Genomic DNA, 13,255 nt, shown 5'->3' with positions numbered 1-13,255 from the left:
CCCGCTGTCAAAACGGGGTGGGGCGCCGCGGACAGCCTTGCCAGAGTCGCCCGGGAGCCGCCGGGCTCCCGGCGCGGTAGGGCGCCTCCGGATCTCCTGGAGGCCGCGGGCCCTGCTGAGGCCGGGCTCCCGGCGCGGTAGGGCACCTCCGGGGCTCAGGAACCCACCTTGGTGACGGTGGCCCGGGGCTCGGAGGCGTCCACACCCTCCACCCCCACGCTGTCGGCGCCCACCTGGGTGCCGATCCACTCGGCGTACTGGCGGGTCCAGGCCTCCTTGGCGCCGGGGACGCTCAGGAGCAGGTCAATGCGGTCGGCCACGTGCAGGCCCACGGCCTTGCGCTCGTCCTGGACCAGGCGCACCAGGTCACGTGCCCAGCCCTCGGCCAGGAGGTGGTCGTCCAGGGCGGTGTCCAGGACCACGAAGGCACCCGACGGCAGCATGGCGGCCACCAGGTCCTCCCGGTCCAGGTCAATGGTGGAGGTAATGGTGACGGCCTCGCCCCACAGGACCACGGGCCGGCCGTCGACCTCCACGCCGTCGAACCGCACCGCCTTACCGGAGCCGTCGGGGGCCTGGACCAGGGTCCACTGCCCGGTCTTGACGGCGGCGAAGAGCCGGCTGGTATGGCGGCGCACCTCCGGGTCGAGGGCGCGCGGGTTGAGGCTGACCTCCTGGCTGAGGGTGTAGCCGGTCTCGGCGGCGCGCACCAGGTCCACGCGCTTGACGTTGACCTCCTCGGCAATGAGCCCCGCGAAGGGCTCCAGGCCCGTGTTGGGGGTGGAGGAGGCCACCAGCAGGGAGGCCAGGGGCTGGCGCACCCGCAGCTTGTGGGCCTTGCGCAGGGCCAGGGCGGCCGAGACGGCGGAGCGGACCTCGTCCATGGAGGCCACCAGGGCGGGGTCGGCCACGTAGTCCGGCAGGACCGGCCAATCGGTCAGGTGCACGGAGCGCCCCCCGGTCAGGCCCCGCCAGATCTCCTCGGTGGTCAGCGGGGCCAGAGGCGCCATGACCTCCATGAGGGTGCGCAGGACCGTGACCAGGGTGTCGAAGGCCTGCTTGTCGCCCTCGGTGAAGCGGGAGCGGGAGGTACGCAGGTACCAGTTGGTGAGCACGTCCAGGAACTCGCGGATCGTGGAGCAGGCCCCGGTGATGTCGTAGGCGTCCATCTGGGTGCGCACGGTGTCGGCCACGGACTTGACCTCGGCCAGGACGTAGCGGTCCATGACCGGCAGGGCGGCGGGCTGGCGGGCGTCGAACAGGCGCGCGTCACCCAGGTCCACGCCGGGGCTGACGTAGGGGGCGCCGTCGTCGGCGGTGGCCGCGTACAGGCTCAGGAAGTACCAGACGTTCCACAGCGGCAACAGCACCTGGCGCACGGTGTCGCGGATGGCCTTGCCGGTGACCACGAGGTCGCCCCCGCGCATGACCGGGGCGGAGAGCAGGAACCAGCGCATGGCGTCGGCCCCGTCACGGTCCAGGACTGTGGTGACGTCGGGATAGTTGCGCAGGGACTTGCTCATCTTGGCCCCGTCGCTGCCCAGCAGGACGCCGTGGGACACGCAGGTGGTGAAGGCGGGGCGGTCGAACAGGGCCGTGGCCAGCACGTGCAGGGTGTAGAACCAGCCGCGGGTCTGGCCGATGTACTCCACGATAAAGTCCCCCGGGTAGTGGGACTCGAACCAGTCGACGTTCTCGAACGGGTAGTGCACCTGGGCGAAGGGCATGGAGCCGGACTCGAACCAGCAGTCCAGGACGTCGGGGATGCGGCGCATCATGGACCGCCCCGTGGGGTCGTCCGGGTTGGGCCTCACCAGGGTGTCGATAAAGGGCCGGTGCAGGTCGGTGACCTTGACCCCGAAGTCGCGCTCCAGCTCGGCGAAGGAGCCGTAGACGTCGGTGCGCGGGTGGTCGGGGTCGTCGCTGACCCACACCGGGATGGGGGCGCCCCAGAAGCGGTTGCGGGAGATGGACCAGTCGCGGGCGCCGGCCAGCCACTTGCCGAAGATGCCCTCCTTAATGTGCTCGGGGACCCAGGTGATCTCCTGGTTGAGCTCGACCATGCGGTCACGGATGGCGGTCACGCGCACGAACCAGGAGCCCACGGCCTTGTAGATCAGCGGCCTGCGGCAGCGCCAGCAGTGCGGGTAGGAGTGGACGTAGCTCTTCTGCTCCACCAGGACCGCGCGGTGCCGGGCCGGGGTGGCGGCCAGGTTGCCGGTGGAGTCGCGCAGGTCGCGCACCACCGGCTTGTTGGCGTCAAAGACCTGGATCCCGGCGTAGTCGGGGACCTCGGCGGTGAAGCAGCCGCCCTCGTCCACCGGGATGACGGTGCCGATCCCGGCGGCCTGGCAGACCAGCATGTCCTCCTCACCGAAGGCGGGGGCGATGTGGACCAGGCCGGTGCCGTCCTCGGTGGTGACGTAGTCGGCGGGGATGATCGTCCAGGCGCGGGGCCCCAGCAGGCCGCCCTCGGCACGGTTGGCCGGGGTGTCGAAGTAGGTGAAGATCGGGTGGTAGGCGGCCCCCACGAGCTCGGAGCCGGTCAGGGTGGCCACCACCACCGGATCCTGGCCGACGTGCCGGGCGTAGGCGCCCAGGCGCTCGGCGCCCAGGACCACCCGCTGCCCGGCCACCGGGGAGTCCGCGTCGGCGGGGACCTCCACGACGGCGTAGGTGATGTCGGGCCCCACGGCGACGGCCAGGTTGGAGGGCAGGGTCCAGGGGGTGGTGGTCCAGATGAGGACCAGCTCGGGGGTGGTGGAGTCCGCCAGCAGGGGGGCGGTCAGGCGCAGGCCCACCGTGACGGTGTTGTCCTGGCGGTCCTGGTAGACGTCGTCGTCCATCTTGAGCTCGTGGTTGCTCAGGGGGGTGCGGTCGTGCCAGCAGTAGGGCAGCACGCGGTAGCCCTGGTAGGCCAGGCCCTTGTCGTACAGGGACTTGAAGGCCCAGATGACGCTCTCCATGTAGGTGGGGTCGAGGGTCTTGTAGTCGCCCTCGAAGTCCACCCAGCGGGCCTGGCGGGTGACGTAGTCCTCCCACTCCTTGGTGTAGCGCAGCACGGAGGTGCGGCACTCGGCGTTGAAGCGCTCAATGCCGATACCGCCGGGGCGGGTGATCTCGGTGACGTCGTCAATGCCGAGCAGGCGCTGGGCCTCCAGCTCGGCGGGCAGGCCGTGGGTGTCCCAGCCGAAGCGGCGCTCCACCCGCTTGCCGCGCTGGGTCTGGTAGCGGCCCACGGCGTCCTTGACGTAGCCGGTCAGCAGGTGGCCGTAGTGGGGCAGGCCGTTGGCGAAGGGCGGGCCGTCGTAGAAGACGAACTCGTCGCAGGGCTGCGCCCGGTTGGCGATGGAGGCGGCGAAGGTGCCGTCGGCCTTCCAGTAGGCCAGGACGTCCTTCTCAATGGCCGGGAAGGAGGGCGAGACCGGCACGGACTGCCCGGGGCGGTGCAGGGGGTAGAAGGACGCGCCGGTGTGGGCGCCGGGGGTGGTGGGAGCCGTCTCAGCCACGGGGTACCTCGCTCGTCAGGGTCTCGTTCGTCCTGGGCGGGCGCCCAGGTGCCACGAGGACGACGCCGGTGCCCACCGGCCCCAGGGCCAGCGGGCGGTGCACCGCGGTACCACCTCGTTTGCCGCGCGCCACCGGCTCCCGGCCCGGGGACGCCGCCCGGGGGCGGGCCAGCAGGCCAGGGAGGGGCCGCCGTGGGTGGCCCCGGCGAGGACGTCGCAGGGACCGCCGGGCAGCCCGGCTCCGGCGGTGCACGACCGCTTGATTCTCAGCTGTGACGGGCTGTCCCGTCCGGTTCTACTGGGGCCCGCACCGGGCTCGGGGCCAGGGTGCGGGCCGGTTCTTCCGGAGGCTCGCCGGTGATAGCCGGGTCAGCGCCTTGCCCGCCGGATTGTAGTGGGGACGGCGGGCAGCGGGCCAGCCCGGCAGGTGGCGCCGGGACGTCGTCCTGGCCACACCTGGCGACGGGGGCGGCACCCAGCGGCAGGGCGGCACCCGGCGGCGGGCGGCGGGGGCGGCGGCACGCCCTGGGGCGTCACCGCGGTCCTCTGGGCGGCACCCGGCGGCGGGGAGTGGCACCCAGCGGGGGGCGGCACCTGGCGGCGGGGCGGCGGGGAGCGTCGCCGGAGTCCGCGCCACCGAGTCCGGAACCCGCACCACCGGCCAGGGCCCCTGACCGCCCCCGACCTCGTGACGGTGCTCCTGCGCGCCGTATAGGCTGGCCCCCGTGCTAGCGCCCCGCCTCTTTGCCGCGCGTGACCTGGGGTCGCGCGACAACTCCCTCAACCTGGTCCGGCTCCTGCTGGCGTCCGTCGTGCTCTACTCCCACGCCGTCGGCCTGTCAGGGGCGGGGAACGGCATCGCCTGGCAGGGCCGGGGCCTGGGCGAGTGGGCCGTGGTGGGCTTCTTCGTCCTGTCCGGGTTCCTCATCACCGGCTCACGGGAGCGCTCCGACGGCGGACGCTACCTGCTGAACCGGGTCGTGCGGATCTTCCCCGGCTACCTCCTGGTCCAGGCGTTCGTGGTCCTGCTCCTGGCCCCGGCGGCCCAGGTTATTAACACCGGCGGCCTCGGCGGCTACCTGGGGACCCCGGTCACCCCCCTGAACTACATGTTCAGCAACCTCCTGCTGAGGATCTCGTCCTACGGGATCGGCACCACCCTGGCGGGCCTGCCCGTCGCCGACACCTGGAACGGCTCGCTGTGGAGCCTGTACATTGAGTTCTGGTGCTACATCGTCATCGGTGTCTTCCTGTCCTGGAAGCTGCCCCGCACCCGGGCGTGGCCCACGGTCCTGCTGCTCGTGCTTAGTACCGCCACCCACGTGGCCGTCTCCAGCACCGGCCCGTACAACAACAGCGAGTTCGTGACGCTGGTGAGCATGCTCCCCTACTTCCTGGGCGGGGCGGTGGTGTACAAGCTGCGCGACCACCTGCCCATGCGGGCCCTGCCAGCACTGGCCTGCACGGTGGCGGCGGTGGCCCTGATCGCCCGGTCCGACCAGTTCGGGGCGCAGCTGGCCTCCCCCCTGATCGCCTACGTGGTGCTGTGGCTGGGGGCGGTCCTGCCCTCACCCTCGCTGGTCAAGATCCACGACATCTCCTACGGGGTGTACATCTTCCACTTCCCCGTCATCCAGTTCCTGGTCCTGCTGGGCCTGCACCGCCACGGGTTCGCCCTCCTGCTCCTGGTCACGGTCCTGCTCACCATGGCCCTGGCCACCGCCAGCTGGCTGGGCGTGGAGCGCGCCACCATGCGCTGGACGCGCGGACTCAGCCCCTGGGGCGACCTCCACCAGGCCGCCCGCTGACAACCGACCCCGAGGAGGATACGTGCGCGTGCTCGCGGCCCTGTCCGGCGGGGTGGACTCCGCCGTCGCCGCCGCGCGCGCCGTGGACGCCGGGCACGAGGTGGTGGGCGTCCACATGGCACTGACCCGCCACCGCGCCCAGACCCGCTCGGGCTCACGGGGCTGCTGCTCCATCGAGGACTCCTCCGACGCCCGGTGGGCCGCCGAGATCCTGGGCATCCCGTTCTACGTGTGGGACCTGTCCGAGCAGTTCGAGGAGCAGGTGGTGGCCGACTTCCTGTCCGAGTACCAGGCCGGGCGCACCCCCAACCCCTGCGTGCGCTGCAACGAGCGGGTCAAGTTCGACGCCCTGCTCTCCCGGGCCCTGGCCCTGGGCTTCGACGCCGTGGCCACCGGGCACTACGCGCGTCTGGAGGGCGGGGCCGCGTCCGGCTCCCCCGGGAGTACCGAGAGCCTGAGGCTGCGCCGCGCGGCTAACGCCGCCAAGGACCAGTCCTACGTGCTGGCGGTCTCGGGGCGGGAGGGCCTGGCCCGGGCGCTCTTCCCGCTGGGCGACGCCCCCTCCAAGGCGGTGGTGCGCGCCGAGGCGGCGGCGCGCGGCCTGCCGGTGGCCTCCAAGCCCGACTCCTACGACATCTGCTTCGTGGCCGACGGCGACACCCGCGGCTTCCTGGCCCGCAGCCTCGGCGTGCGCGAGGGGAACCTGGTGACCCCCGACGGGCAGGTGCTGGGACGCCACCAGGGCTACTTCGGCTTCACGGTGGGACAGCGCAGGGGCCTGGGCCTGGACCGCCCGGCCCCCGACGGCCGCCCCCGCTACGTGCTGGGCACCCGCCCGGACACCAACGAGGTGGTGGTCGGCCCGCTCGAGCTGCTCAGCCGCAGCAGCATCGAGGGCGAGGCCCTGGTCCTGCTGGCCGGGCCCGGCCAGCTCGACGGCGCCCGCGGCTGGGACGACGTCACCGTCCAGGTGCGGGCGCACGGCCGCCCCGCACCCGCGCGCGTGGAGGTGGACGAGGCGGCGGGCAGGTTGCACGTGAAACTGGCCGAGCCGCTGCGGGGCCTGGCGGCTGGCCAGTCCGTCGTCGTCTACGGCGGTCAGTCCGGCGACCAGGTCCTGGCCCAGGCCACCGTGGCCTGAGGCGCCTGGGCCCGGTGCCCTGGTGCGCGACGCCGTGCGGAGGGTAGAGCGCGAGAACGGTACCGTTCTCACGGCAAACAAGTACCGTTCTCGCGGGCAATAAGTACCGTTCTCACGGAAGGGGGGAAGGGGCGGTTCCTACTACGGCGCGGTAGTCGGCGTAGCACTCGGCCAGCAGGACGGGCGGCACCTGGTCCAGGGGCACCGGGCGGCCTGCGCGACGCAGGGTCAGGGCGCCGGTGGTCGTGGTCTGTCCCTCGTCCCAGGCATCAGCACCGTCGAGGTCAATGACGCTGCGCAGGCCCAGGTCCGGGAAGTCCTTGGTGAGCTCCCGGTAACGGTACCTGGTCGAGGCGCGCTCATAGCCACGGGCCTGCGCCGCCCGCCGCAGGTCACGCGCCACAACACGCCGTCCGGCACCGTCCTGGATGGTCGTCTGACCGGCGTCGACGTCGACGGCGGGGGCCGAGAACTGGTCGAACAGGGGGTCCACCTGGTAGTCGGCCAGGTGGGCCCGCCAGGCCTCCACCTGCCCGGGCCCCAGGAGCGTGCCGTGGGCCAGGCGCACGCCCACGTCGTCAGCCAGCTCGACGCCCGCGTCGTCGACCCCCAGGAGCACCCCGTCCTCGGTGGGCCGGAATGTGACCAGCCCCTCGCCGGAAGCGGTCCACACCAGGCGGACGACCAGGTGCCTGAGAAGCGGGTGGGTGGCCAGCAGCTCGCGCCACCGGGCCAGCGGCCAGGTCCGTCCGGCGCACATGGCCTCGTACAGCCGACGCCGCTGGGTGTCCAGGACGGCGCGCAGCTCCTTGCGCGCCGCGGCCAGGCGCGCCCTGGCCTCGGCCACGACCTCGGGATCCTCGCTCTTACGGGGCGGCGGCAGGGTCTTGCGGGGCCGCCCGTCGGCGTCGCTCAGGCTCACGGTCAGTCCGGGGGTCAGGCGCCCGAGGAACTCGCGGTCCCCGTAGGACAGGTGCAGCAGGCCGTCGTCGGAGAAGCCGACGGTCGGGACGGTGCGGTCGCCGAGCTCCGCGGGGCTCCAGCCGCGCTCGGCGGCGGCGGCCTCGGCCAGCGACCGGGCTGCGTCCCGCACCCGGGGCAGCCGGTGGCCCGCGGCCGCGGCGAGCACCACCTGGAGGGCCTCGGGCGCCCGGTTGGCGGCGACGGCGGTCAGCACCGTCTCGGACTCGACCCGCCAGGCGGCGTTGCGGCGCAGAGCCGACCTGGCGTCGGCGGCGAGCCGGGCGCCGTCCATCCCGACGGCGAAGGCGAGCAGACCCTTGGTCCTCAGGCTCTCCCCCTTGCCCAGCTCGCGGTTGCGGGCGATCCAGGACTCCACGACGACGGCGCTCAGCTCGCGGGCGGAGCGGGGGTCGAGCAGGCTGAGGTAGGCGGCGACCGTGCCGCGCCCGTCGGGGTCCTTCAGGCCGTGGGCCAGGAGGACCCAGCGTCGCACGGCGTCGGCGTCCAGGGCGGTGCCGTCGGTCAGGCGCACGGCCGGCAGGGTCTCGAAGGGGAACCAGGCCAGCGCCACCGGCACGCGGGGCCGTCGCGCGGGCACCGCCAGGGCCTCGGGTGCCACAATGTCGGTGACGTCGTCGCCGTAGGCCACCAGGGCGCGCAGGATGTCACCGCGTACGAGCTGGTCCCCCTCAGCGGCCCAGGCGGCGCGCAGGCGTTCCGTGCCCCCAGGTAGTCCCAGGTCGGCCAGCCAGGCGGCACCGGCCCTGCGCGTAGCGGCCTGCGGGCTGCCCAGGGCCTGGAGGGCGAGCTCGGCGGCCGCGGGAGTGCGGGCGAGCAGCCTCTGGGCGAGGGCACGGTTGCCCTCGGAGCGTCCTACGGCCGCCTGCGCCAGGGCGGGCAGGAGCACGGTGGGCAGGGAGGGGGCGTAGGTGAGCGCCCGCAGCACCGCCCTGGCCGAGAACCAGTCCTCCCCCAGGGCCCTTAGGGCCAGGTCGGGGTTCTGGAGGATCCACGGCCAGGTGGCCTCGGGCCCGGCGTCGTACAGGACCCAGCTGGTGACCACCTCCTGCGCCTGGGACGGTGGCAGGCCGCCGCGTTCCAGGGCGTCCTGGACGGCCCGCGGGTCGGTGTCCCAGGTCAGGCGGGATGCCAGCAGGCTCCACTCCAGGCGCTCGCCCCAGGCCAGGAACAGGCGCGTGAGGTGGGTCAGGCCCAGGCTCGGGACCTGGTGGGCGACCCACCAGGCGCCCAGGGCCAGCACCGAGGCGGGCAGCTGGTCGGCACGCCCCTCGGCGACGGCCACGAAGGCGTCCAGGTCGGCGTCACCCACCTGCCGGGCCGCCTTCCCTGGGGTGCCGGGCTCGTCGGTGGTGCCGGTGGCGCCCGGCCCCCACCCCAGGGCGCGTCGCAGCTCGTCGGCCGCCGGTGCCGCGCTGGCCGCCGGTTCCGCACTCGCCTCCGGTGCCGCGCCCGGCCCGGGCAGGGGTGCCACGGGCGGGAGAGGGACCGGCGCCCCCTCAGGAACCACGGCCAGGGCGCGCTCACGGCCGCGCAGCTCGTCGGCCAGGGCCATGAGGTCAGGGCGCTCGGCCCCCAGGTGGGTGAGGACCTCCTGCCCGCCCTCACGCCGCAGGAGGTGGGTCAGCGCCTCGGCGGCCCGGGTGAGCGGTGCCACCCGGAGCGCGGCACCCAGCCCCTGAGACTCCAGAGCGGCCAGCCCCTGGCGGCCCGCGGCGGGCTGGGCCTCGGCAGCTGACCCCTGCCCCAGGGCGAGATCGGTGTCCTCAAGGGCCTGGACCGCGGCACGGCGCACCGCCTGCGCCCGGTCAGTGCTGAGCGAGGTCAGGACCAGGACCAGGTCGGGGGTGGTCGGCAGGGCGTCGTGGACGGCGCGGACGAGCCTGAGCCTGTCCTCGACGGCGGGCACGGGCGAGCCGAGCGGGTCCGTCAGGTAGCCGACCACCGCCTGGAGCCTGTCGTCCAGGCCGGTCAGGGCCCCCAGGGCCCGCGTCATCCGGTCACTCGCCCGGGGCAGCGGGTTCACGGGCGCGTCCTGCCACGGCCCCGACGGCGGACCGGGGCGGCCTCGGCCACGGCGCGGTAGTCGGCGTAGCACTCGGCCAGCAGGACGGGCGGCACCTGGTCCAGGGGCACCGGGCGACGTCCGCGGCTGAAGGACAGGTCACCCAGGGTGCAGGGGGCCTCCTGCTCGAGAAACTCCGCCCCGGAGAAGCTAATGACCGCTCTCAGGTGAAGGGAGGCGAAGTCCTTGGTGTAGTCCATGAACCAAGGGCCGTCCACGGCCTCACCGTGCTGGTAGCCGCGCCTGGTCGCGCCCTGGCGCAGGGTGAAGGTCGTGGTCGGCCGCCCCTGAAGGTCATCGATCCGCTCCGTGCTGTGCACCGCCTGGGGCGTGGTGGCGGTCAGCTGGTCGAACAGGGGGTCCACCTGGTAGTCGGCCAGGTGGGCCCGCCAGGCCTCCACCAGCCCGGGCCCCAGGAGCGTGCCGTGGGCCAGGCGCACGCTCACGTCGTCAGCCAGGGACACCTCGACGTCGTCGACCCCCAGGAGCGCCCCGTCCCCGGTGGGGCGGAATGTAATCAGCCCCTCACCAGATGTAGCGGTCCACACCAACCGGGTCACCAGCCGACCCACCAGGGGATGGCCCGCCAACAGCTCCCGCCAGTCGGCGCCGGACCAGGTACGCGAGGCGCACATGGCCTCGTACAACCGGGCCGACTGGAGGCCCAGGACCGCCTTGGCCTCCTTACGGGCAGCACGCAGCTCCTTCTTGGCGGCGTTCACGACCACGCTGTCCTCGCTCACTCGCGCCTCAGGCAGGGTCTTGAGGACCTTACCTGAGGCGTCGGAGAGCACAATCCGAAGGTCAGGGGTCAGACGCCCCGTGAACTCCCGCTCCCCGTAGGACAGGCGCAGCACCCCGTCAGAGCCGAAGCCCGCGGTCGGCACGGTACGGTCCGCCAGCTCCTGGGCACTCCAGCCGCGCCACTGCGCGACCTGCTCGACCAGGCCGACAGCGGCCTGACGGACCACGCGCATCTTGTGCCCGGTGGCCTCCTGCAGCACGGTCAGGGCCTTGGGGTGGCCGTTGGCGGCCAGGGCGGTCAGCAGGGCCGTAAGCTGGGCGCGGTGCTCACCCTGGGGGCGCTGCGCCTGGCGCTCGTAGGCGCGCACGACCTGCGCCAGCTCGGCCCCGTCCATGCGCACGGTCAGCGCCAGCAGCCCCTTGTCGGCAATGGCCGAGCCCGCAAACAGCCCCCGGTAGTAGCGCAGGGCCCGCTCCACGTGCTCCTCCAGGGGAACGGCGGCCCCCTGGCGCGCGCTCTCCAGCTGCTCCGGCCTCCTCATCCTGGCCACCGGCCTGCTCGCCCTGGCCAGGAAGCGCTGGGCGGCGTCGTACTCGCGGCGCCCGTCGGCCTGCGCGCGCGAGCGGCACTCGTCCTCACCCAGACCCCGGGTGTCCTGGGCGATCCAGGCGTGCAGGACGTGGGAGCCCAGGGCGGCGGCGTCGGCGGCGTCGAGCCGGTCCAGGTAGAGCTCCCACAGGCCGTGACCGCTGGGATCCTTGAGCCTGTCGGCCAGCACCACCCACCAGCGCACGACGTCGGGGGCCACCGTGCTCCCGTCGCGCCACCGCAGCGCGGGCAGGGCGTCGAGGTCGAGCCAGCTCAGTGAGTCAGGTACCTTCCTCCTCAGGCCCTTGGCCGCCTCGGCCCCCAGGGCCGCCGGTGAGAGCAGGTCGTCGGTGTCACCGCCGCAGGCCGCCAGCGCGTGCAGGAGCGCGGCCCGCACGGAGGCCACCTTCTCCCCGACGACGGCCCGGCGCAGCGCGGGCACCGCCGCCGAGTCACCCAGGTCCGCGAGCCACTGGGCCGCGGCCTCCCGCACAGGGGCGGCGCCACCCAGGGACCGCTCGGCCAGCTCGCGGACGTCGGGGTAGGTGCGCAGGACCTTCTGCGCCAGGAGCCGGTTGGTCGCCGAGCCGCCCACGGCCATGTCCGCCACGACCGGCAGGAGCTGCTCGGGCAGGCCGGGAAAGAACGCCAGGGCCCTCAAGGCGTCAGCGGCCTGGGAGGTGTCACGCAGGCGCTCGAGCACCAGGTCAAGGTGGGTGGCCGCCCACGCCCAGACCTGCTCGGGGGCGTACGCCTCCCACACCATGCGGGTGAAGTCCTCACCGGTGGGCACGCCGACCGCGCGCAGGGCCTGCTCGAGGGTGCGCGGGTCGCTGCAGGTGGAGTCACTGCGCAGGACCCGCCACGGGGACGGGTGCGCCGCGCGGGCCTGGAGCTGGCACAGGTGCAGCAGGTACAGCCTGGGGCACCGACGCGCCTCCTCCCAGATCATCCACTCGTCGAGAACGCCCAGGGGACCCTCGCTCACGCCGTCGGCGATCGCCACCAGGCGCTCGAGGTCGGCGTCAGTGACCTTCTTCAGCGCACGCCGCTCGTAGGAGGAGCCGGTGGCGCCCTCCAGCCGCGCGATCCTGGCGTCGATCTGCTCACGCAGCGCGGCCTTGGCGGGCCCCGCCGAGGGGGCGTCCAGGGCGGAGGCGAAGGGGGGCAGCTCGAGGGCCCACTCGCTTTCAGGGGCGTGCCCGTCCCCGGGGCCGGTCAGCGCACCGGCCAGGCGGGCCACGGCGGGGTTGGCCTCGGCGCTCTTCCTCAAGGCCCGCTCACCTCCCGGAGCCGTGGCGAGCCAGGTGACGACCTCCTTGAGGCGGGAGGGCCTGGCGGTCGCGAGGCCCTCGACCAGGGCGGGGTCGCGTACCTGGGTGGGCAGGGCGGCCAGTGCCGTGATCGCCGCGCGTCGTACGGTGGCGGCGCTGCCCACCGCCAGGGCCACCAGCAGGCGGGAGCACTCCGCGGCGGCCTGCGGGTGGGACCCCAGGCGCTGGACCAGGTGGGTCCTGGCCCGGGCGGACAGTGCGGTGAGCGTGCTGGCGGGGACCTGCCCGCCGTGGGCGGCCAGGTAGTCCTCAATACCCGGCAGGCGTTGTGCGGGACCGTCGTACCAGGCGGAGACCCCGGTGGCCTCGGCGAGCCAGGCGAGGAGCACGACGGCGGGGACCTGCCCGGGGGCCGTGCCGGTGGCCTGCAGCAGGTCCGCGACCGTCGTCGGGTTCCAGCGCCCGGACACCGGGGGCCGGGCGCTGGCGTCCCTGTAGCCCGCGGGCGCCATGTAGCCCACGTACGGCTCGGTCACGACGACGTCGTTGAGCAGGGCGCACAGCCAGTCGGGAACCCCTGGGGCGCACCGGTTGGGTCCCTCTCCGAGGGCGGCGAGGAGGCGGCCGAACCGCTCCCACTGGGCGGGCGCGAGGTCCCCCCACAGGTACAGGACGGCCCGCAGGGAGCGCACGGGGTACTCCATGGGCTCCTCCGGGTCGTCAAGCCGGTTCGGGTCGCCCACGCCGACCGCGTGCAGACGCCGGCGCTCCTGGTCGCCCAGGTCCGCCCCCGGCCCGATCCGGCCGGGGTCGGCGAGGAGCAGACGGGTGTCCGCCAGCGAGACGTCCGCGGGCACCTGCGGGTCGGTGCCGTCAAGGACGTAGTCGACGGCGCGGGTGTGCAGGGTCGTATCGACCGCCCTGAGCGGCAGAAGGGCACGCTCGGTGAGCTGGCGGGCCGCCAAACCGGTCACGGCACTCTCCTTTCCCATCCCACCCCCCTGTGGGGCGGCTCTCATGTCCTGAGAGTAGCGGCCGGGTACGACACGAATCCGCCCCGCCAGGGCGGGCCCGCCACCAGCCCCGGCCCCGGTGAGCCGGTCGGCCCGCACGGCCTCAGTGGCCGCCGCGCCGGCCCCCGGCC

At 73.8% G+C, this 13,255-nt stretch carries 5 protein-coding genes; 2 read left to right on the top strand and 3 right to left on the bottom strand.

What is annotated here, in order from left to right; genetic code table 11:
* Nucleotides 1–155: 155 nt before the first annotated feature.
* A complete protein-coding gene (gene ileS, locus C3V41_RS12520) occupies nt 156–3,509 on the bottom strand; it encodes an isoleucine--tRNA ligase (RefSeq protein ID WP_106110526.1) in 3,354 nt (1,117 codons plus the stop codon).
* Nucleotides 3,510–4,234: 725 nt separating this feature from the next.
* On the opposite strand from ileS, the gene C3V41_RS12510 reads away from it, so the two are divergent.
* Nucleotides 4,235–5,317, top strand: coding sequence for an acyltransferase family protein (locus C3V41_RS12510; protein ID WP_106110525.1), 1,083 nt, complete (start codon nt 4,235–4,237; stop codon nt 5,315–5,317).
* A gap of 22 nt (nt 5,318–5,339) precedes the next feature.
* Nucleotides 5,340–6,458, top strand: a complete 1,119-nt coding sequence (gene mnmA / locus C3V41_RS12505) for a tRNA 2-thiouridine(34) synthase MnmA (RefSeq protein WP_106110524.1) — start codon at nt 5,340–5,342, stop codon at nt 6,456–6,458.
* A gap of 112 nt (nt 6,459–6,570) precedes the next feature.
* Here the strand turns inward: mnmA and C3V41_RS12500 are convergent, their stop codons facing one another.
* Both C3V41_RS12500 and C3V41_RS14325 read right to left on the bottom strand, forming a co-directional pair.
* On the bottom strand, nt 6,571–9,465 hold the full coding sequence (locus tag C3V41_RS12500; protein ID WP_254423611.1) for a DUF4132 domain-containing protein: 2,895 nt from the start codon (nt 9,463–9,465) through the stop codon (nt 6,571–6,573).
* Complete coding sequence (locus C3V41_RS14325; protein WP_302475977.1) at nt 9,462–13,085, bottom strand: DUF4132 domain-containing protein; 3,624 nt, start codon at nt 13,083–13,085, stop codon at nt 9,462–9,464. Before C3V41_RS14325 ends, C3V41_RS12500 begins: the two co-directional genes overlap by 4 nt.
* Nucleotides 13,086–13,255: the final 170 nt, after the last annotated feature.

Origin of the sequence: Actinomyces sp. oral taxon 897 (assembly GCF_002999235.1) — a bacterium.
Classification (GTDB): Bacteria; Actinomycetota; Actinomycetes; order Actinomycetales; family Actinomycetaceae; genus Actinomyces.
This window is presented reverse-complemented; position numbering and strand designations above follow the sequence as displayed.